This window comes from Bacillus altitudinis (assembly GCF_001191605.1).
GTDB lineage: Bacteria > Bacillota > Bacilli > Bacillales > Bacillaceae > Bacillus > Bacillus altitudinis.
The window spans coordinates 2475034-2495220 of sequence record NZ_CP009108.1 but is presented as its reverse complement, the minus strand read 5'-3'; the positions used below and the strand labels follow the sequence as shown (position 1 = coordinate 2495220).

At 41.4% G+C, this 20187-nt stretch carries 19 protein-coding genes; all 19 read right to left on the bottom strand.

The window, feature by feature from the left end; all coding sequences use genetic code 11:
• Positions 1-26: 26 nt before the first annotated feature.
• On the bottom strand, positions 27-1331 hold the full coding sequence (trmFO, locus tag ID12_RS12540; protein WP_007499618.1) for an FADH(2)-oxidizing methylenetetrahydrofolate--tRNA-(uracil(54)-C(5))-methyltransferase TrmFO: 1305 nt from the start codon (positions 1329-1331) through the stop codon (positions 27-29).
• Between the two features lie 70 nt (positions 1332-1401).
• The gene (gene topA, locus ID12_RS12535) at positions 1402-3477 is read right to left on the bottom strand and encodes a type I DNA topoisomerase (protein ID WP_046526653.1); all 2076 of its coding nucleotides are present in this window, start codon (positions 3475-3477) and stop codon (positions 1402-1404) included.
• Between the two features lie 193 nt (positions 3478-3670).
• Positions 3671-4573, bottom strand: a complete 903-nt coding sequence (gene dprA, locus ID12_RS12530; protein WP_017367240.1) for a DNA-processing protein DprA — start codon at positions 4571-4573, stop codon at positions 3671-3673.
• Positions 4574-4636: 63 nt separating this feature from the next.
• Complete coding sequence (sucD, locus tag ID12_RS12525) at positions 4637-5539, bottom strand: succinate--CoA ligase subunit alpha (protein WP_007499624.1); 903 nt, start codon at positions 5537-5539, stop codon at positions 4637-4639.
• A gap of 22 nt (positions 5540-5561) precedes the next feature.
• Entirely contained in the window at positions 5562-6722 is a 1161-nt protein-coding gene (gene sucC, locus ID12_RS12520) for an ADP-forming succinate--CoA ligase subunit beta (RefSeq protein WP_008344824.1), read from the bottom strand.
• A gap of 176 nt (positions 6723-6898) precedes the next feature.
• On the bottom strand, positions 6899-7174 hold the full coding sequence (locus ID12_RS12515) for a FlhB-like flagellar biosynthesis protein (RefSeq protein WP_048002829.1): 276 nt from the start codon (positions 7172-7174) through the stop codon (positions 6899-6901).
• Positions 7171-8907 (bottom strand): hypothetical protein, encoded by a 1737-nt coding sequence (locus ID12_RS12510; RefSeq protein ID WP_050827260.1) that lies wholly within the window; start codon positions 8905-8907, stop codon positions 7171-7173. The genes ID12_RS12515 and ID12_RS12510 overlap by 4 nt, the downstream gene beginning before the upstream one ends.
• Positions 8908-8935: 28 nt before the next feature.
• The gene (locus ID12_RS12505) at positions 8936-9700 is read right to left on the bottom strand and encodes a ribonuclease HII (protein WP_046526651.1); all 765 of its coding nucleotides are present in this window, start codon (positions 9698-9700) and stop codon (positions 8936-8938) included.
• A gap of 76 nt (positions 9701-9776) precedes the next feature.
• Positions 9777-10625 (bottom strand): ribosome biogenesis GTPase YlqF, encoded by an 849-nt coding sequence (ylqF, locus tag ID12_RS12500; protein ID WP_007499632.1) that lies wholly within the window; start codon positions 10623-10625, stop codon positions 9777-9779.
• Positions 10626-10715: 90 nt separating this feature from the next.
• Positions 10716-11063 carry a 50S ribosomal protein L19 gene (gene rplS / locus ID12_RS12495; RefSeq protein ID WP_008344834.1) on the bottom strand — a complete coding sequence of 116 codons (348 nt, stop codon included), beginning with the start codon at positions 11061-11063 and terminating at the stop codon, positions 10716-10718.
• Between the two features lie 137 nt (positions 11064-11200).
• On the bottom strand, positions 11201-11935 hold the full coding sequence (trmD, locus tag ID12_RS12490) for a tRNA (guanosine(37)-N1)-methyltransferase TrmD (RefSeq protein WP_007499635.1): 735 nt from the start codon (positions 11933-11935) through the stop codon (positions 11201-11203).
• A complete protein-coding gene (rimM, locus tag ID12_RS12485) occupies positions 11932-12456 on the bottom strand; it encodes a ribosome maturation factor RimM (RefSeq protein WP_008344836.1) in 525 nt (174 codons plus the stop codon). The genes trmD and rimM overlap by 4 nt, the downstream gene beginning before the upstream one ends.
• An 8-nt stretch (positions 12457-12464) precedes the next feature.
• Complete coding sequence (locus ID12_RS12480; RefSeq protein WP_008344839.1) at positions 12465-12851, bottom strand: YlqD family protein; 387 nt, start codon at positions 12849-12851, stop codon at positions 12465-12467.
• Between the two features lie 103 nt (positions 12852-12954).
• Positions 12955-13200, bottom strand: coding sequence for a KH domain-containing protein (locus ID12_RS12475; protein ID WP_012009937.1), 246 nt, complete (start codon positions 13198-13200; stop codon positions 12955-12957).
• Positions 13200-13472 (bottom strand): 30S ribosomal protein S16, encoded by a 273-nt coding sequence (rpsP, locus tag ID12_RS12470; RefSeq protein WP_008344841.1) that lies wholly within the window; start codon positions 13470-13472, stop codon positions 13200-13202. Before rpsP ends, ID12_RS12475 begins: the two co-directional genes overlap by 1 nt.
• A gap of 105 nt (positions 13473-13577) precedes the next feature.
• The gene (ffh, locus tag ID12_RS12465) at positions 13578-14921 is read right to left on the bottom strand and encodes a signal recognition particle protein (protein ID WP_008344842.1); all 1344 of its coding nucleotides are present in this window, start codon (positions 14919-14921) and stop codon (positions 13578-13580) included.
• Between the two features lie 13 nt (positions 14922-14934).
• A complete protein-coding gene (locus ID12_RS12460) occupies positions 14935-15267 on the bottom strand; it encodes a putative DNA-binding protein (protein WP_008344844.1) in 333 nt (110 codons plus the stop codon).
• A 342-nt stretch (positions 15268-15609) separates the two neighbouring features.
• Complete coding sequence (gene ftsY / locus ID12_RS12455; RefSeq protein ID WP_017359097.1) at positions 15610-16596, bottom strand: signal recognition particle-docking protein FtsY; 987 nt, start codon at positions 16594-16596, stop codon at positions 15610-15612.
• 21 nt (positions 16597-16617) lie between these two features.
• Positions 16618-20178, bottom strand: coding sequence for a chromosome segregation protein SMC (smc, locus tag ID12_RS12450; RefSeq protein ID WP_050827259.1), 3561 nt, complete (start codon positions 20176-20178; stop codon positions 16618-16620).
• Between the last annotated feature and the right edge of the window lie 9 nt (positions 20179-20187).

The following is a 20187-nucleotide window of genomic DNA, read 5'->3' as shown; positions in this document are numbered from 1 at the left end:
TATCTTGCTTTCCGTGCAATGTTTTACTACAGAGATTTCGAAATAGTTTGAATAGTTTCGATTGCGCGTTTAGCGTACTCTGCATAGCGCTCTTGTTTGTTTTTAATTCGAACGCCAAGATCTTTCAGCAATCCAAAGTTTGCATTCATCGGCTGGAAGCTTTTCTTGTTTGTTGATGTGATGTAGTAAGCCATACTGCCAATCGCTGTTTCTTCTGGAAGTGTCACAAGCTCTTCTCCTTTAACAAAACGAGCTGCATTGATTCCAGCCACTAGTCCTGAAGCCGCGGACTCAACATATCCTTCAACACCAGTCATTTGTCCGGCAAAGAATAAGTCATCTCTATTTTTAAATTGATACGTCGGTTTTAGAAGGCTTGGCGAGTTAATAAATGTATTACGGTGCATCACACCATAGCGAACAATCTCTGCCTCTTCAAGACCTGGAATCAAACGGAATACTTCCTTTTGATCGCCCCACTTTAGATGTGTTTGGAAACCAACAATATTATATAAAGTACCTGCTGCATCATCCTGTCTTAATTGAACAACAGCGTAAGGTCTTTTTCCTGTTTTTGGATCTTCAAGTCCAACTGGTTTCATCGGGCCAAAGAGCATGGTTTTTTTTCCTCTTTTGGCCATGACTTCAATGGGCATACAGCCTTCGAAGAAGATTTCTTTTTCGAACTCTTTTAACGGCACAGTTTCAGCAGAAATGAGCGCCTCATAAAAACGATCGAATTCTTCTTCTGTCATCGGACAGTTTAAATAAGCCGCTTCCCCTTTATCATAACGTGATTTCAAGTACACTTTATCCATATCGATGCTGTCTTTCTCGAGGATAGGCGCTGCTGCATCGTAGAAATATAAATACTCTTCACCTGTTAAAGATTTTAATTCTTTTGAAAGTGCTTCTGATGTAAGAGGACCCGTTGCGATAATCGTCGGACCTTCTGGAATGCTTTGCACTTCTTCTTGAAAGACCGTCACATTCGGGTGATTTTTCACGCGGTCTGTGACGTTAGCTGCAAATTCATGACGATCTACTGCAAGCGCTCCACCAGCAGGAACCGAGCTTTCATCTGCTGCTGCGATGATTGCTGAATCTAAATGACGCATTTCTTCCTTTAAAACACCGACTGCGTTCGTTAAAGCATTCGCACGCAATGAGTTACTGCATACGAGCTCCGCAAATTTATCTGTGTGGTGAGCTGGTGTTTGTTTGACAGGTCTCATTTCATACAGATGGACTTTAATTCCGCGCTTGGCAATTTGCCATGCCGCTTCACTTCCTGCTAAACCTGCTCCGATCACATTTACAAATTGACTCATTGTACAACTCTCCTATTTCGTAAGTTCTATTTGATGACATAAAAAAGCAGGTGAACAAGGCTGCTCACCGCTATTTTTGTTGTTCCTCTTTATAATCACAGTTCACACATTGAACTTGAATGCCTTTTTTCAGCTTTTTCTCTACAAGCATATTTTCGCATTTTGGACACTTTCTTTCAATTGGTTTGTCCCAAGAAACGAATTCACACTCTGGAAAACGATCGCAACCGTAAAAAATGCGGCGCTTCTTAGATTTCCGTTCAACGATATTTCCTTCGTGACAAGTCGGGCATTTGACACCAATATCTTTGACAATTGGTTTTGTGTTACGGCAGTCAGGGAAATTAGAGCATGCCATGAACTTACCGTATCTCCCCATTTTGTACACCATTGGATGACCACACTCTTCGCAATCAACTCCGGCGTATTCAGGCTCAATCTCAACTTCCTGCATCTCTGCTTCTGCTTTTTCTACCCGTTTTGCAAAATCTTGATAGAAACTGTCGATAATGCGTACCCATTCAATCGTACCTTCTTCAACGCTATCAAGTTCTTTTTCCATTTTCGCAGTAAATTCTACGTTAATGATTTCAGGGAAGAATTCAATAATTAAGTTGAGCACAATCTCTCCAAGCTCTGTTGGAATAAACCGTTTGTTATCAAGTGCCACGTAGCCGCGCTTTTGAATGGTATCTAATGTTGGTGCATACGTCGATGGGCGGCCGATACCTAGCTCTTCAAGGGTTTTGACAAGTCTTGCCTCAGTGTAACGTGGAGGCGGCTGCGTGAAGTGCTGCTCTGGTTCAATATCTTTTGAAAGAACGGTATCCCCCTCTTTCAGATCAGGAAGCATTTTGTCCTTTTCTTCTAACTGGTCGTCCTTCCCTTCAACATATACTTTCATAAATCCAGGGAATTTCACCTTACTTCCATTTGCACGGAAAGTAAGCCCGTTATTTTCAAGATCCACACTCATTGTATCAAGAACAGCTGGTGCCATTTGGCTTGCCACAAAACGTTCCCAAATCAATTTATAAAGACGAAGCTGATCTCTACTTAGCACGTGTTTGACATCTGCTGGTTTTCTTAGCGTAGAAGTCGGACGGATGGCTTCGTGAGCATCCTGTGCATTTTCGTTCTTTTTGGCAGTACGTTTTGTTGTATTCAAGAAATTCTTGCCGTACGTTTGATCAATGAAAGCAGATACTTCTTCAATTGCCGTATTGGAAATACGTGTTGAGTCCGTTCTCATATATGTAATGAGACCTACTGTACCTTCTTTACCAAGATCAATTCCTTCATATAATTGCTGTGCAATCATCATCGTTTTCTTCGCACGGAAGTTTAGTTTTCTCGCTGCCTCTTGTTGTAAGGTAGATGTTGTAAACGGAACAGCTGGGTTGCGTTTACGTTCTTTTTTCGTCACTTTTTCAACAGAAAACTTGCTTCCTTTTAATTTCGCAAGGATTTCTTTTACATCTTCTTTTGTTTTTAGCGGATGTTTTTTGCCATTTACGCCAAAGAAACTCGCTTCAAAACTTTCTTTCCCTTTTAGGAAGGTGCCATCAATTGTCCAGTATTCTTCTGGTTTGAATTCATTAATTTCATTCTCGCGGTCAATAATCAGGCGGAGTGCAACTGATTGAACACGACCGGCGCTTAAACCCTTTTTGACTTTCTTCCATAAAATCGGGCTGATTTTATATCCAACGAGACGATCTAAAATCCGTCTTGCCTGCTGCGCATCAACCAAGTCCATATCGATCATACGTGGATGTTTAAAGGAATCTTTAATTGCATCTTTTGTAATCTCGTTAAAGACAACGCGGCAATCTGAAGAGAGGTCAAGGTCAAGGCTGTGGGCTAAATGCCAAGCAATCGCTTCTCCCTCTCTGTCGGGGTCAGCTGCGAGATATACTTTTTTTGCTTTCTTCGCTGCTGTTTTTAATTCTTTTAAGACTGGACCTTTTCCTCGAATCGTAATATATCTCGGTTCGAAGTCATGCTCAGTGTCAACACCAAGCTGACTTTTCGGTAAATCCCTTACATGCCCCATTGAAGCCTTTACTTTATACTTTTTTCCTAAATAACGCTCAATCGTTTTCGCCTTTGCTGGCGACTCAACGATGACTAAATAATCAGCCATACTCAAAATCCCCCTTAAGAGGTGTTCTCTCTTTATCCATTTCACAAATTTATATTTATGTTAATTGCACCTATCTAACAGGCAATCGTTAAAATTCTTTATGATGAACATCATTATAAACACGAAAAACAAAGTGTAAACTTAAATCCTCACTATTATTAAATATTCCGATGTCTTTTGTCAAACGATATTTTTATGTGAGTTCAGTATATTGAACACCGCTCAAGGAGAATTCCTCTAAAATATCCTTCGTTGAATGAACAAGCTTGGCACCTTGCTGAATCAATCTAGCTGGACCTATAGAATTAGAATCAAAGATCGATCCTGCAACAGCAAACACTTCTTTTCCTTGCTCTAATGCCTGGTAGGCTGTAATAAGCGAACCGCTCTTTTCTTTGCACTGGACCACGATGGTTCCTCTTGTCAGGGCACTAATTAATCGGTTTCTCATTGGAAAATGCCATTTTTCTGGTTTGATATAAGGCGGGTGCTCTGACAACAGTAAATGATGTTCTCCCATATATTGAGCCATTTGCACATGTTCTTTTGGATATACATGTTGAAAGCCGCCAGCTACAACACCAATCGTTTTTCCTTTTTTTCTTATGCACTCTTTGTGTGCAAGTCCATCAATTCCTTTTGCTAAACCGCTCACAATCATCCAATCTTCCTCTACAAGTTCTCCAACAATTTTCTTCACGCACGCTTCTCCATAAGAGGATGGCACTCGTGTACCTACTACACCTAAACTTTTTTCTTCATTTAAATAGGTAACGTTTCCTTTTAGGAATAATACTGGGGGAGGATCATAAATGTGTTTTAGTGAGCTGGGATATAAAGGTGATGTGATGGGAATCATGTGAATATTTTGCTTTAAATAGGCTTGAACGATGTGTTGAAAAATGGGGAATTCATTTTCTTCAGCTTGTTGTAAGCGGGTAAAGTCGATCTTTTGTAATGATCGATCCTGTTTGAAATGATGTGTTTCTTCATTTATATATAGCTCAGGATCGACTTTCCACCATTTTGTTAACAAAGAGGGTGAGATGAGGCCTTTTAAGCGGTGAAAAATCATTCTTTCGGACACGTTGTACATACCATTCCTCCAGTTTAAGATAGAAAGAAGAAGACTTGTCAAAGAACAAGTCTTCTTGTGTCATTAATGCGTTTTACAAGCTTCGAAGAGATTCTTCTCTTTTAACACTTTAATTAAGGTTTCTCCCATGACAGATGGTGTCTCTGCCACTTCAATTCCACATTCACGCATTGTTTTTACTTTTTCATCAGCAGTTCCTTTACCACCAGAAATAATGGCACCAGCATGTCCCATACGTTTTCCTGGAGGCGCTGTTTTACCGCCAATAAAGCCAACAACCGGCTTGGTCATATTTGCTTTTACCCATTCAGCTGCTTCTTCTTCAGCAGTACCGCCGATTTCACCAATCATGATCACAGCATGCGTTTCAGGATCTTCATTGAAGGCTTTTAATACATCAATAAAGTTCGTACCATTGACAGGGTCGCCGCCAATTCCTACAGCTGTTGATTGACCAACACCAGCCTCTGAAAGCTGATGTACCGCTTCATATGTAAGCGTTCCAGAACGAGACACAACACCAACATGACCTTTTTTATGAATGTAGCCAGGCATGATGCCAATTTTACATTCTTCAGGTGTAATCACACCAGGACAGTTCGGTCCAACAAGTCTTGTCTTCTTACCTTCCATATAGCGTTTCACTTTAACCATATCCAGAACTGGAATGTGTTCTGTGATACAAATCACTAGATCCACTTCTGCATCAACAGCCTCTAAAATGGCGTCTGCTGCAAATGGTGCTGGTACATAGATAACAGAAGCATTTGCTCCAGTTGTCTGTACTGCTTCAGATACAGTATTAAATACAGGAACTCCCTCTACTTCAGTTCCACCTTTTCCAGGTGTGACACCGCCAACGATATTTGTTCCATACTCAATCATTTGTTTTGTATGGAATAATGCGGTTGAACCGGTAATCCCCTGAACAATTACTCTCGTATTTTTATTAATAAATACACTCATTTAGGTTCCCTGCCTTTCTGCTCTACTTGACTAAAGATACAATCTTTTCTGCCCCGTCAGCCATAGACTCAGCAGAAGTGATATTTAAGCCTGAATCACTCAGGATTTTCTTCCCTAATTCAACGTTTGTTCCTTCAAGACGTACAACGAGTGGTAATGTTAAGCCGACTTGTTTCGTCGCTTCAACAACACCTTCTGCAATGACATCACATTTCATGATGCCGCCAAAAATGTTCACGAAAATCCCTTTGACATTTTGATCAGATAAGATGATTTTAAATGCTTCCGTTACTTTTTCAGCAGTTGCACCGCCGCCAACATCAAGGAAGTTTGCAGGGTCCCCGCCGTAATGCTTGATGATATCCATTGTAGACATCGCAAGGCCTGCTCCATTCACCATACAGCCAATATTCCCATCTAGTGAAATGTAGCTTAGGTCATATTTAGATGCTTCAATCTCCTTTGGATCTTCTTCATCAAGGTCACGGTATTCTAATATATCTTTTTGTCTATATAAGGCATTGCTATCAAAGTTTAATTTTGCATCAAGTGCCATGACTTTTCCATCACCTGTTACAACAAGAGGATTTATCTCGGCAATTGAACAATCCTTTTCAATAAACGCATTGTAAAGGCTTGTCATAAACTTAACAGCTTGACCAACTAATTTTGTTGGAATATTAATTTTAAACGCAACTTCTCTCGCCTGATAGGCTTGGAGACCAATCGCTGGGTCGATGACCACTTTCACGATTTTTTCTGGCGTTTTTTCTGCTACTTCTTCAATTTCAGTACCGCCTTCTTCAGAAGCCATCAAAACAATTCTTGATGTCGCTCTATCCAAAACGAGTCCTACATAGTACTCTTTTTGAATATCGCAGCCTTCTTCAATAAGTAAGCGTTTTATTTCGCGCCCTTCAGGCCCTGTTTGATGTGTGACAAGTGTCTTGCCGAGCAATTCCTCTGCAAACCCTTTCACTTCATCTTTTGTTTTTGCAATTTTTACCCCACCTGCTTTACCACGGCCGCCTGCATGAATCTGTGCTTTTACGACATATACAGAGCTTCCAAGCTCTTCTGATGCTTTCACTGCTTCATCAGGTGTAAATGCTACTTTACCATTTGGAACTGAAACCCCATATTTTCTTAGGATTTCTTTTCCTTGGTACTCATGGATATTCATTTCCCATCCTCCCAACATATGTAGAAACAAAAATTATAAAATAGACTGCGCTTTCATTTTAAAGAATAAAAAAGAGAATGTCTAGGGTTCTATGTAAAATCGTAAAATCCTTCTAAACATTCAAACTTTTATTTTATTAAAAATATAAATTTTTCAGTCAAAACACTTATTTTACCTTATTTTTTCATTTTTTGATCCAATCGATAGATAAATGAAAATATTTCTGCTACAGTATCGTATAACGCTTCTGGGATTTCCTCATCGAGCGTTAAGTGGCGCATCAGTTCTACTAAATTACGGTCTTCTTGAATAGGGACTCCAGCTTTTTGAGCTTCTTCAATAATATGATCAGCCACATAGCCACTGCCTGTTGCAACGACTTTTGGCGCTTTTTGTTTTTCTTCATCATAGTGTAGAGCGATCGCTCTTCTAAGCGGTTTTGAATCTTTCATACTCGTAAGTCCAGCCCTTTCTCGCTGATTTTATGAAAGTGTTCATCTAGAAAGTCAGACGGATCAATTGGCTCTTCTCTCTTTTTCGCTGTAATCCCCGTCAAACTATACCCTAGGGCATTTAAATTCTCTCGAACAGCTGGAATCATTGGATTAATGGTCCCTTGCAGTTCGTGAGCCGTCTCGACTGTAATTGACATCACTTTTTGCTGAATCGTACAGTCTATTAACGTTTCTTCTAAGTTTTCCATGTTTAAATAAAACATTAAACGGCACTGAGAAATATCAATAGAGCCATCTTTTTTCTTATGCCCTTTTAGAATAAAGGTTAAATCTTGAACACTATGTTTTGAGAAAAGAGGGTAAGAAACCATCATTTGACTAACTGTTTGGTTTTCCTGATGCACTAGTAACTGCCCATTTAATCTATGGAATAATTGATCCACTTCTTTTTTTACGGGCTCGGGAACATCAGCTTGCCTTGCATCATTTAAAACCATCTTTAATTGGTGAAGCTCTTGGCTTTTGACATCTTGGCTGCCCTTTTCCAGTAATTTCAGCATCCCAATTTCATCTCGTACACCTATCGCTTTTTTCATCGTCATCAGTAAATTGAGTACATCGGTTTTATTGCCTAATGCTGGTTCAGTCTGCTGAATGACCTTTACCAATGCGTTCGCCTCTGTTTTTGAAAGAAACGGAAATTCCCTTTGAAGCACGGCTGCCTTTGCGTCAGCCTGTGGCCCTGCCTGCTGGACTGCTTGAACCAGTGATGTGAGTTGTTTTACATCAAGCTGCTGCTGTCCGTCTGTACCTTGCTTTGTGATGCTCGTCAGAATGCGTTCTATTTGCTGAAGCGGGAGCTGTTTTGGACTTAATAATTGCTGCACGCTGTTCTGATTCACTGTATCCGCCTGTCGCCCTTGTTGTATAGCGGTGGGCTGGCTCTGCTTTGTTTGCTGAGCCGGATTGACATGAGGCTGCACTTGCTGCAAGCTTTCTCCTTGCTTCGTTTGACCTTCTTTTGCTCCTAGAAGCACCGATAAGAGCTTTTCTGCATGAACGGTTGTCTCAGCATTTACAACCGTACGAACGGCCTGTGTAAGAGCCTGTGTGGCTTCTGATTGCTTCGGAAGCTGTGTTAATCGATCTAGCAGTGCTGTCACATCCTGATGAAGTGCAGAGGGGGATTTCATCGCTAATATTGATTGGAGCACTCCTTGTTGAATCGGCAAATCTTTCTTTAAAGCAAAAAGAAGTGCTTGCAGACCTTTTTTGATATCCGCACCTTGAAGTTGTTCAATCCATTTTACTGCCGTTTTTAACTCTGCTTCGTTGATGACCGGTTTTTCTTTTAAAAAAGCTGTAGCTGTTAACATTTGTTCAAGTCCATTTTTAAGCGACAGACCTTCTAGTAGTTTAGCTGCGGCATCCTTTAATGTTTTAGGATCTTGGTCAAATTGCTGAACAGGTCTTAATTTACTCAGACTGCCTCCACCTTCTTGTTCTAATTGGAACCAGTAGAAAGAATCGGCTTTGAGCTGAGCCGCTAGCTGCGCTTTGATTTTGGTCGAACCTATTTGAACAAGTGCTGTATCATCCCCGAGCATTTTCAGTACTTTGCCGAGAATGAGCCGGTGAATATTTTCCTTTCCTTCCGTGTTAAGCGGAACAGATTCTGCCGTATTCAGCCGACTATTCAGTGCAGTATGTATATCTTCAACTCTTGTCATCACAGGCAGCCTCCTTGTGTCAAAATATTTATGAAATAACAGATTTCACTGGTGCAAATGATAACCGGTGGATAGGTGTGGCGCCATGTGTTTGAATGGCAGCAAGGTGCTCTTTCGTTCCATACCCTTTATGTTTTTCAAATTGATACTCAGGGTACTGGCGTCCATACTCTTCCATCATTTGGTCCCTTGTCACTTTGGCAATACATGCACCAGCTGCGATGGATGCGCTTTTAGCATCTCCTTTGATGATATTCTCCTGTTGAGTAGGAAGCGGGAGCGTCATCGCATCTATGAGTAGATAATCAGGTGTGTGAGTGAGCTGCTTTACAGCCCTCACCATCGCCAGTCTTGATGCTTCGTATATATTGATTTCGTCAATCGTTGCCGCATCAACAATGCCGATGCCGATGTCGAGCGCTTCCTTTTGAATGAGCTCATAATAGGTCATTCTTTTTTTCTCAGATAGCTGTTTTGAATCATTTAAACCGAGTAGGACGGTATCTTCTTTTAATATCACAGCTGCCGCAACCACTGGGCCAGCGAGTGGTCCTCTTCCTGCTTCATCTATGCCTGCAATATAAGTGTATCCTTGCGCTTTTGCTTTGGTTTCAAATTGCAGCATTTGCTTCCATGCTGCATGTAGTTCTTGCTGCTTTTCTCTCTCTTTGTTCCATTTGTCCATCAGCTTCTGGACACTTTTTCTTGTATCGTCTTTCAATAGTTCACGAATGTATGACTCGTCGTCAGCATGTTGTTCTATTAATGCTTTTATTTGTTTGACCGTGTACATTGGCTTTTCCGCAGCCTCCTTCTTTATATCGGCAGTTTTTCGCAAAAAATAAAGACCCGCATGAGCTGCGTGTCTTTTAGCTTTCAGGCTTCTCAAAAGTGAGGGGACCAAATTTTTCCGTTCGAATATCCCGAATGATGATTTCGGTCGTTTTGTCGTAATTAATGAATCCTCCACTCATCAGACAGCCGCGTTTTGTGCCAATGGCATCAAACAGCTCAACTGTATCTTCAGGTATTTCTGCTAGATCATAGCGTTTTTTTAATCGCTCTGGATAGTGCTCTTCTAAAAAGCGTAGCGCATAAACGGCGACATCCTGCAAGTTGATGATTGAGTCTTTAATCGCTCCGGTGACGGCCAGCCTAAGACCTACTTGTTCATCTTCAAATTTCGGCCAGAGAATTCCGGGGGTATCGAGCAGTTCAAGTTCTTTTCCTACCTTCACCCATTGCTGTGACGTCGTAATACCAGGTCGATCTCCTGTTTTCGCAATATTTTTCTTTGCCAACCGATTGATCAGCGTTGATTTGCCGACATTGGGAATTCCGATAATCAAAGCTCGAATGGCACGCGGCTTAACACCTTTTGCTTTCATTCGATCGAACTTTTCTTTTAATATTTCTTTTGATGTCGTAATGATTTGATTTAACCCTTGTCCATCGACAGAATTAATGGCAAGCGACCGTACACCTTGCGCTTCAAAGTGTGCCTGCCACTCTTTTGTCATACGAGGATCTGCTTTATCTGCTTTGTTCAAAAGCATAATTTTCGGTTTGTTTTGGAGGATTTCTTCAATCATTGGGTTTCTAGAGGACATCGGAATCCTTGCATCGGTTAATTCAAATACGATGTCGATGAGCTTTAATTTTTCTGTGACTTCCCGTCTTGCTTTTGCCATATGGCCTGGAAACCATTGAATTGTCATATGTGCACCTTCTCTCTTCTAACGGTTGTCTCTATACATTGTACAAAAAAAGAGCCTGTTACAGGTAACAAGCTCTTTCCTTTGATATCATTATCGTCTGATTTCTTTGATACGAGCCGCTTTACCGCGAAGTTCACGTAGGTAGTAAAGTTTCGCACGACGTACCTTACCGTGACGTACAACTTCGATCTTAGCGATTTTTGGTGTGTGTACAGGGAATGTACGCTCAACGCCTACACCGTAAGAGATCTTACGAACTGTGAAAGTTTCGCTGATTCCACCACCACGACGCTTAATTACAACACCTTCAAAGATCTGGATACGCTCACGAGTACCCTCGACAACTTTCACGTGTACACGTAAAGTGTCACCAGGACGGAACGCAGGAAGATCAGTGCGTAATTGTTCTTTTGTGATTTCTTCAATCAATTGTTGCATCGTTTTCAACTCCTTCCAACAGATGCTCATGTCCTCTTTCTTCATTGCAGCGGAACATCGTTTTCAAACTTGAATCGGCAAGCCGTCCAAGTCACAAGTAGTATCATACCACACCTGTATACCTTGTGCAATACAATCTAGTCATTATGAAGCTGCCAAAGCCATCTTTTTTCTTCATCCGTTAATGTTTTGCAAGAATCGATCAAATCTGGCCGTCTTGTATAGGTTCGCTTCAACGATTCTTTACGCCGCCACTCTTCAATTTTGGCATGATTTCCAGAGAGAAGCACATCTGGTACTTTCAATCCTTTATAATCAGCTGGTCTTGTATAGTGCGGATGCTCAAGCAGACCTGTACTAAATGAATCTTCGATATGAGACGCTTCTTTTCCAAGCACATGAGGCAAAAGCCTGACCACACTGTCTGCAATCATCATCGCCGGCAGCTCTCCGCCTGTGAGAACGAAATCTCCGATTGAGATTTCATCTGTGACAAGATGCTCCCTGATGCGCTCATCGTAGCCTTCATAGTGGCCGCAAATGAACATAAGATGCTCTTCTTTTGCAAGCTCTTCTGCTTTCTTTTGTGTATATCTTTCTCCTTGAGGACAGACAAGAATAATGCGGGGCTTCTTGTTTGCTTTTTTCGTTAAATCTTCTACCGCATCAAATACAGGCTGTGCTTTCAGAACCATGCCAGCACCGCCGCCATACGGATAGTCATCCACTGTTTTATGTTTATGATCGGAATACTCCCTAAAATTCACGACATCAAATGAGACCGCATCTTTTTCCTGAGCTTTTTTTAAGATCGATGAGTGAAGCACCCCTTCAAACATTTCAGGAAACAGTGTTAAGAAGTCAATTTTCATTCGTCAATGAGTCCTTCCATCACTTCAATGTGTACTTTCTTGGATGAAATATCAACTGTTTTGACGACAGATGGAATATAAGGGATGAGGGCATCTTTTTTGCCTTTTCTTCCAACCACCCATACATCATTTGCCCCTGGCGTTAAAACTTCTTTGATTTGACCAATCAGTTTGTCCTCTTCATCATATACTTCACAGCCGATGATTTCGTGGAAATAGAATTCCCCTTCATCTAATGAACCAAGATGTTCTTTTTCTACTTTTAAAATCGACTCTTTTAATTGCTCAGCTTCATTTAACGAGCCGACTTCTTCAAATGTCAGTAAATCAAATTGTTTGTGCTGTCTATGTGATGCGACAGTCACTTTTAGCGGTTCTTTTTGATTTTGTTTGAAAATATAAAGGACGCTGCCTTTTTTGTAGCGTTCTTCTGGGAAATCAGTCTTTGACACAACACGTACTTCTCCGCGCACTCCATGTGTATTGACGATCTTTCCGACATTCAACCATTCTAGCTCCATGTTCTCAATCACCCCTGACGTATTTCCACAATGGTGCCGTCTTTCACGACGATGACATTGTCTTGCATTTTGTCATCCCATTTATCACCTATTTTTACTTCAATCAGCGCATCCACTTCTGTTTCTTTCATTTCACTGCCAAGAGGCAAGATATGAAGCTGCTCGACTTGAAAATCAATTTGCCTCATTTTCTCTTGTCTTTTTTCAATGGCTTTTTGAAATTGAGGGATGGCTTCTTGCTGATGTGGTTCTTTTTCATGCTTTTTTAGTTGAAAATATAGTTGATTGCACTCACGTTCTAGTCTTTCTTTTTTCTCCAAAAAAGTCGTTAACAGTTTGTCCTTACTGCTTTCAGTTAATACTTGCATGACGGTGACATGTTGAATGATCTGCATCTTCCTTTTTGTCCCCCTATCCGAAGGCATTTGTCCTCTACAGTATAACGAAAAATAGATTTAAACGTGTAAAAAAAGGGGAGGTCCTAAGCCCTCTCCCTTTTTAGTCAGCAATCTCAAGTTGAACTTTCTTAGAAGACTCTGCACTTGCTGCAAACATGACTGTTCGTATCGCTTTAGCTGTACGTCCCTGCTTACCGATCACTTTTCCGGTATCTTCAGCATTGACAGACAGTGTGTAAATGACCTGCTCATCTTTTTCTAATGAAGATACGTGAATATCTTCAGGGAAATCAACAAGTGGCTCGACGATGGACACAATCAATTCTTCCAAGGACAGCTCATTCATTATTTGCTGTTTTTCGCATTATGAAATTTTTCAAGAATTCCTTGGCTTGAGAAAAGGTTACGAACTGTATCAGATGGTTTCGCACCATTTTGAAGCCATTTAAGCGCTAATTCTTCGTTGATTTTCACCTCAGCTGGTGATACCACTGGGTTGTAAGTTCCAACTGTTTCGATGAAACGACCGTCACGTGGTGAACGAGAATCTGCTACAACAATACGATAGAAAGGAGATTTTTTTGCTCCCATACGTTTTAAACGAATTTTTACTGCCATTTTACTAGCACCTCCGAAAATATTTCAACAAGATAGTATATTAACAATGATAAAAGGGTTTGTAAAGTGTTTTTTCTTAACAACGGTTTTATCATGTATAACCAATTACATAAATGGTAATTTAAAGCCGCCTTTTTTCTTTCCTTTGGACATATTGGTCATTTGCTTCATCATCTTTTTCATTTCGTCAAATTGTTTTAAAAGGCGATTGACTTCCTGTACAGATGTTCCGCTTCCTTTTGCAATCCGTTTTCTGCGGCTTGCATTGATGACCTCTGGCTGTTCTTTTTCTTCGGTCGTCATTGATTTAATGATCGCTTCGATGTGATTGAGCTGCTTTTCGTCTACTTGGACGTTTTTGAGCCCTTTCATTTTACCGGCTCCCGGCATCATTTGGATCAGTTCATCAAGTGGACCCATGTTGCGAACCTGCCCAAGCTGCTCGAGGAAATCATCGAGCGTGAAGCTCATTGTCCGCATTTTTTGTTCAAGCTCTTTCGCTTTATCTTGGTCAACGTTTGCTTGTGCTTTTTCAATAAGCGTGAGCACATCTCCCATGCCAAGAATTCTCGATGCCATACGCTCTGGATGGAATGGTTCAATTGCATCAAGCTTTTCACCTAGTGCGGCGAATTTAATCGGCGTATTTGTGACTGCACGAATTGAAAGTGCTGCCCCGCCTCGCGTATCACCGTCTAGTTTTGTCAGAACGACACCTGTTAAACCAAGCTGTTCATTAAAGCTTTTTGCGACATTGACAGCATCTTGACCAGTCATCGAGTCAACAACGAGGAAAATCTCTTCTGGATTTGCGACTTCTTTTACTTTCTGAAGTTCATCCATTAAGTCTTCATCAATATGAAGACGTCCTGCTGTATCTAAAATGACATAATCATGATGTTCTTCTTTCGCTTTTTCAATTGCCTGTTTGGCAATTTCGACAGGACTAACTTGATCACCTAATGAGAATACGGGCATATCAAGCTGTTTCCCAAGCGTTTGAAGCTGCTGGATCGCTGCTGGTCTGTAAATATCAGCAGCCACCATCATCGGCTTGCGATTATGTTTTTTGCGAAGTAAGTTGGCAAGCTTTCCAGTTGTGGTCGTTTTACCTGCCCCTTGAAGACCAACCATCATAATGACAGTTGGAGATTTTTTTGCTACAGCGATTTTACTCTCTTCCCCGCCCATTAATTCAGTGAGTTCTTCTTTTACAACTTTAATGACCTGTTGTCCTGGGGTAAGACTTTGCATGACCTCTTGTCCAACTGCCCGCTCGCTTACTTTTTTCACAAAGTCTTTGACTACTTTAAAATTGACGTCAGCTTCAAGAAGGGCAAGGCGTACCTCGCGCATCATTTCTTTTACATCTTGCTCTGACACTTTTCCTTTGCCGCGGATTTTTGAAATCGTCTGCTGCAGTCGGTCGGCTAATCCTTCAAATGCCATACTGTGCCGCCTCCTAATCTAATTTCTCAAGCGATTCAATTAAAGCTTCTGCTTCTTCCTTTTGCGCGGAATCTGCTACAAGCTCTCTCATTTTTGTGAGAAGTTCTTTACGCTCTTTAAATTTCTTAAACAAGAGCAGCTTTTCTTCATATTGTTCAAGCATCGCTTCAGTCCGTTTAATATTATCATAAACAGCCTGTCTTGATACTTCATATTCATCCGCAATTTCACCGAGGGAAAAATCGTCTAGGTAGTAAAGCGACATGTAGCTCTTTTGTTTTGCGGTCAACAACGATTGATAGAAATCAAACAAGTAGTTCATTCTCGTTGTTTTTTCAAGCGTCATGGGCTCTCTCCCCTTTGTTAAGTTCATTCCCTTTACAACAACTAAGTTTACACGGTTCTAATCTATGTGTCAAGTTTTTATCTTGTCACTTCCTGCGGCGATATATAAATAAAAATGCCGGCAGTTTTGCCGGCATCCCCAGATTGTTGACAAAGGGCTAAAATGAACTTGATTTTAGCACTTTGTCTTCTTTTCAGCGTGATAGAAAACCTTTGCAGTCTAGGAAGGACGAGTACTGGCGCGGAGCGAATTTATCATTCGTGAGCACCAGCACGCAGGACTGACAAAGAATGCGAGGGTTTGTCTACACGCTGAATGCCGGCAGTTTTGCCGACATCTTGATTAGTCTTCTTGATCAATCATGTCTGAGAATAATCCGTACACATACGATTCAGCATCGAACTCTTGCAGATCGTCTACTTTTTCACCTAATCCGACAAGTTTTACAGGGATGTTGAGCTCATTGCGAATGGCAAGAACAATCCCGCCTTTTGCAGTACCGTCAAGCTTTGTTAAAGCGATACCTGTCACGTTTGTTGCTTTAGAAAATTCCTTCGCTTGCGCCATCGCATTTTGACCCGTTGTCGCATCAAGGGCAAGCAGTACTTCATGCGGTGCATCGGGCACTTCGCGTTCAATGACTCTCTTGACCTTCTCCAGCTCTTTCATCAAGTTGACTTTATTTTGCAGTCTGCCTGCTGTATCACAGATCAGGACATCTGCTTTTTTGGCTTTAGCTGATTGAACGGCATCATAGATGACCGCTGCCGGGTCAGAGCCTGCTGTTTGTTTAACGACAGGAACACCAGAGCGCTCGCCCCATACTTCAAGCTGCTCAATCGCCCCCGCACGGAACGTATCACCTGCTGCTAAAATGACGGATTTCCCTTCATTTTTCAGCTTGTTTGCCAGCTTACCAATGGTTGTGGTTTTACCGACACCGTTCACGCCTACAAATAAAATAATATTTAAACGGCCGTCTTCAATGTTCAGTTCAGAGATTTGTTCCTCACCGCTATTGTAAATCTCCACGAGTTTTTCAGAGATGACTGCTTGTACTTCACTTGGGTCTTGAATGTTTCTTAATTTCACTTCTTTTTTCAGCTCATCAATCAGTTCCATCACAGTCGTGAAACCAACATCAGCACCGATTAACACTTCTTCTAGTTCTTCAAAAAAGTCTTCATCCACTTTACGATAGCGAGAAATGAGTTCATTTACTTTTCCCTGAAACGAATTTCTCGTTTTTTCAAGTCCATCTTTAAACTTTTCTGATACTGAATCGGTTTGCTGCGTAAATTTTTCTTTTAATTTCTTAAAAAAGCTCATTGGTTCAAAAACCTCCTTTAATTACTGGACAAGCTCTTTCGTTTCCTCTAGTTTGACAGATACCAGTTTTGAGACACCTGACTCCTGCATCGTGACACCGTACAGAACATCTGCTTCTTCCATGGTTCCTTTTCGGTGTGTAATAACAATGAACTGTGTTTCTTGGCTATATTTCTTTAAATACTGGGCAAAGCGGAACACATTCGCTTCATCAAGCGCTGCTTCTACCTCATCTAGCACACAGAATGGAACAGGTCTCACTTTTAAGATCGAGAATAATAAAGCGATGGCTGTTAATGCTCTTTCTCCGCCTGAAAGCAGGCTTAGATTTTGCAGCTTTTTCCCCGGCGGCTGCGCCACAATATCGACGCCTGAGTTTAGTAAATCGTTTGGATCTGTGAGCTTAAGGTCTGCTCTTCCTCCGCCAAATAATGCTTGGAAAACAGATTCAAAATGCCCGCGGATTTGAGAGAATGTCTCAGAGAAACGTTTCGTCATCTCCTGATCCATTTCTTCAATGACTTGGAATAACGTATTTTTCGCTTCTGTCAGATCATTGCGCTGTTCAGTTAAGAAGAGAAAACGTTCATTAACACGTTCATACTCGTCAATACTGCCTAAGTTCACTGTTCCAAGCTCTTCAATGGCTAGTTTGATCAATTTCACGCGTTTTCTTGCTTCATCCGGCGATAGCGTCAGATGATACATTTCTTTTGCTCCTTCAAACGAAAGGGCATACTCTTCGTTTAAATAGGCGATGAGGTTATCAAGTTCAACTTCCATGCGGCCAAGCTTGATTTCTTCATCTTTTAAGCTTGTCGTGAGCTGTTTATACAGGCGTTTTTGCTCTTTTAGTTCACGTTCTGCGAATTCTAATGTTTCAGAAAGAGCCAGGCGCTGTTTGCGTCGCTCTGAGATAAGCGCTGTCGTTTTGTTTTTATGTTCCAGTTTCTCTTTTGCCGCTTCTTCCAGTTGTTCGGCGCCGCTTGAGCTGGATGACATTTCACTTGTTAAGAGGGACAAATCTTCTTTTGTTTCCGTCAGCGTCTTTTCAGCCTCTTCTAATTCAGCCGTTAAGCTCGATAGTTTTTCTTGTTCATTCGCTAAAGACTGCTCTTTTTTGGCAAGCGAGATTTTCAGCTCTGTTAATTCGGAAGAAATGGTTTCTTTCGTTGAGCTTTGGGTCTGCTTCCGTTTTGTTAACGTGTTGATCTCTTCGTCAAGAGAGGTCAGTTTCTCACCTATAGATGTTTCAAGGGCTGCCTGCTCTTTGTCCTTGCTCGCAAGTTCGCTAGAGCGCTGCTGCAACTCTTCTTTTTCTTGATCATAGAGCTCTAGATGAGCGTTAATATTTTTTTCCGCTACTTGCAGTTCATATAATGTCCCTTTTAACTCTTGCTGCTTTTCTCGAAGCATTTCGCCGCGCTGACGCAGTTCATTTAATTGGACTTCGCTTGCGGCAATCGATTGCTTCGTTTCTTTTGTTTCTTTTTCAAGGATCGTTGTTTTTTCTTCCATTTCAACGAGCTGCTTTGTTAATGTTTCAATCTCTCGGGTTCTGGAGAGGAGGGAATTGTTCTTTTTCTTTACGCCGCCCCCAGTCATTGAACCGCCTGGGTTCACCACGTCCCCATCAAGGGTCACGATGCGATAACGATGTCCAAGCATTTTCGCCAGCTCATTGGCACCTTTTAAGTCTTGAACAATCAGGACCGTTCCAAGCAAATTCTGTATGACTTTTTCATACTTTTCGTCAAAGGAAACGAGCTGACTCGCTACGCCGATAAATGAGTCATGCTGCTCAGCTGTTTGAATATCTCTAAACTGAATGGTTCGTTCTTTGATGACGTTCATCGGCAGGAAGGTCGCACGCCCAAAGGAATGCTGCTTTAAGTATCCAATGGCCTGTCTGGCAGCCGCTTCATTTTCAGTAACGACATGCTGCGTGGCTGCGCCAAGTGCAATTTCAATCGCTGTTTCATGTTGCTGCTCTGTTTGAATCAGCTCTGCAATCGCCCCGTGAATACCGCCTAACCGGTCCTTTGCCTTTAAAACCTCTTTCACTCCTTGGAAAAATCCTGAGAAGTCTTCCTGCATGGATTCAAGCATTTCTTTTTTAGATTTTGCCTGCTGTACATATTGATAGGCTTGGTAAAGAGCCGTTTCTTTTTTCTCGTATTGACGTTTCATCTGCTCTAGCTTTTGTTCCGCTTCTCTAAAGCGTTTCACCTGAGCCAAAATGTCTTCTTCTCGTTCTGAAAGTTGCTTCTCGGCTTCTGTTTTCTTTTCCTTCACAGACACCCGTTCTTCGATATGTTTCTGATTATTTTGCGTTAACCGCTCTAGCTGCAAGGCTGCTTGGCGCTGCTGTTCTTCTAGTAATGTGCGTTCGTTTCGGATAGAAGCTTGCTCGTTTAACAGGTCAAAATAATCGCTTTTTAGCTGTTCAATTTGCCCTTCCACATCTTCACTATGAAGAGACAGCTGATGTTGTTTTGTTTTCACTTCATCTTTTAGCTGCTGCACTTCTGTTTGCAGGCTGTCACGTGTGACTTTCTGCTGTTCAATCTTTTCCGTTAACAACGCCTGTTTTTCGGTTAAACGCACGAGCGTGTCTTCTAGCTGCCCTTGGTTAGCGGCCGCATTTTTTTTCCGTTCTTTTAGAACTTCTTTTTTCCCTTCAAGCTTTTCTAGTTCTTCACTTGTGAAAAGGAGGACTTCTTGGAGGTCATGAATCGAATCGTCAAGCGCCTGAATACGGTCTCTCGATTCTTCGATTTTGGCTTCCTTCGCTTGAATGTCTGTGGACTGCTTCATTTCATCTTGTTTGAACCGCTCGACAGCTTCACCAAGTGTTGTCCATTTTTTGTGCAGTGCTTCAATATCATGGACGGTGAGAGCAATTTCTACATTTTCAAGTTCTTCTTTCTTTTGCAGATAGTCTTTTGCAATAGATGCCTGCATTCTTAGTGGTTCTACTTGATCTTCTAGTTCATGCAGAATATCTTCTACCCGGTTTAAGTTGTCCTGCGTTTCAAACAGTTTATTCTCGGCTTTTTTCTTTCTTGTTTTATATTTCAGGACACCAGCTGCTTCTTCAAAGATGCTACGTCTTTCTTCAGCTTTACTCGATAGAATCTCTTCTACCTTACCTTGGCTGATGATCGAAAAAGCTTCTTTTCCAAGACCTGAATCCATGAAAAGATCAATAATATCCTTTAAGCGGACAGATTGATTGTTAATGAGAAATTCACTTTCTCCAGAACGATAGACTCTTCTTGTCACACTGACTTCGTGAAAATCGATCGGCAAAAAGTGATCTTCGTTATCGAGCGTTAATGTCACTTCTGCTAAGTTGACTCGTTTTCTTGAGTCACTTCCTGCAAAAATGATGTCTTCCATTTTTCCTCCGCGGAGGCTTTTTGCTGATTGCTCTCCAAGTACCCAGCGGATCGCATCAGTAATATTACTTTTGCCGCTTCCGTTTGGTCCAACAACAGCTGTAACCCCTTTGACAAAGTCTACAGTCACACGCTGTGCGAAAGATTTGAATCCTATCACGTCTAAACGTTTGAGGAACATGAGAGTGAT

Coding starts and splice junctions, on each gene's coding strand:
- rplS (WP_008344834.1), bottom strand. CDS start 11,063: ATGCAACAATTGATTGAAGAAATCACAAAAGAACAATTACGCACTGAT.
- sucC (WP_008344824.1), bottom strand. CDS start 6,722: ATGAATATCCATGAGTACCAAGGAAAAGAAATCCTAAGAAAATATGGG.
- sucD (WP_007499624.1), bottom strand. CDS start 5,539: ATGAGTGTATTTATTAATAAAAATACGAGAGTAATTGTTCAGGGGATT.
- ID12_RS12505 (WP_046526651.1), bottom strand. CDS start 9,700: ATGTACACGGTCAAACAAATAAAAGCATTAATAGAACAACATGCTGAC.
- ylqF (WP_007499632.1), bottom strand. CDS start 10,625: ATGACAATTCAATGGTTTCCAGGCCATATGGCAAAAGCAAGACGGGAA.
- rimM (WP_008344836.1), bottom strand. CDS start 12,456: ATGGAGCTAGAATGGTTGAATGTCGGAAAGATCGTCAATACACATGGA.
- trmFO (WP_007499618.1), bottom strand. CDS start 1,331: ATGAGTCAATTTGTAAATGTGATCGGAGCAGGTTTAGCAGGAAGTGAA.
- topA (WP_046526653.1), bottom strand. CDS start 3,477: ATGGCTGATTATTTAGTCATCGTTGAGTCGCCAGCAAAGGCGAAAACG.
- rpsP (WP_008344841.1), bottom strand. CDS start 13,472: ATGGCAGTAAAAATTCGTTTAAAACGTATGGGAGCAAAAAAATCTCCT.
- trmD (WP_007499635.1), bottom strand. CDS start 11,935: ATGAAAATTGACTTCTTAACACTGTTTCCTGAAATGTTTGAAGGGGTG.
- ID12_RS12460 (WP_008344844.1), bottom strand. CDS start 15,267: ATGACGCTTGAAAAAACAACGAGAATGAACTACTTGTTTGATTTCTAT.
- ffh (WP_008344842.1), bottom strand. CDS start 14,921: ATGGCATTTGAAGGATTAGCCGACCGACTGCAGCAGACGATTTCAAAA.
- ID12_RS12515 (WP_048002829.1), bottom strand. CDS start 7,174: ATGAAAGATTCAAAACCGCTTAGAAGAGCGATCGCTCTACACTATGAT.
- dprA (WP_017367240.1), bottom strand. CDS start 4,573: ATGTACAACGTGTCCGAAAGAATGATTTTTCACCGCTTAAAAGGCCTC.
- smc (WP_050827259.1), bottom strand. CDS start 20,178: ATGTTCCTCAAACGTTTAGACGTGATAGGATTCAAATCTTTCGCACAG.
- ID12_RS12475 (WP_012009937.1), bottom strand. CDS start 13,200: ATGAATGAGCTGTCCTTGGAAGAATTGATTGTGTCCATCGTCGAGCCA.
- ID12_RS12510 (WP_050827260.1), bottom strand. CDS start 8,907: ATGACAAGAGTTGAAGATATACATACTGCACTGAATAGTCGGCTGAAT.
- ftsY (WP_017359097.1), bottom strand. CDS start 16,596: ATGAGCTTTTTTAAGAAATTAAAAGAAAAATTTACGCAGCAAACCGAT.
- ID12_RS12480 (WP_008344839.1), bottom strand. CDS start 12,851: ATGCAGATCATTCAACATGTCACCGTCATGCAAGTATTAACTGAAAGC.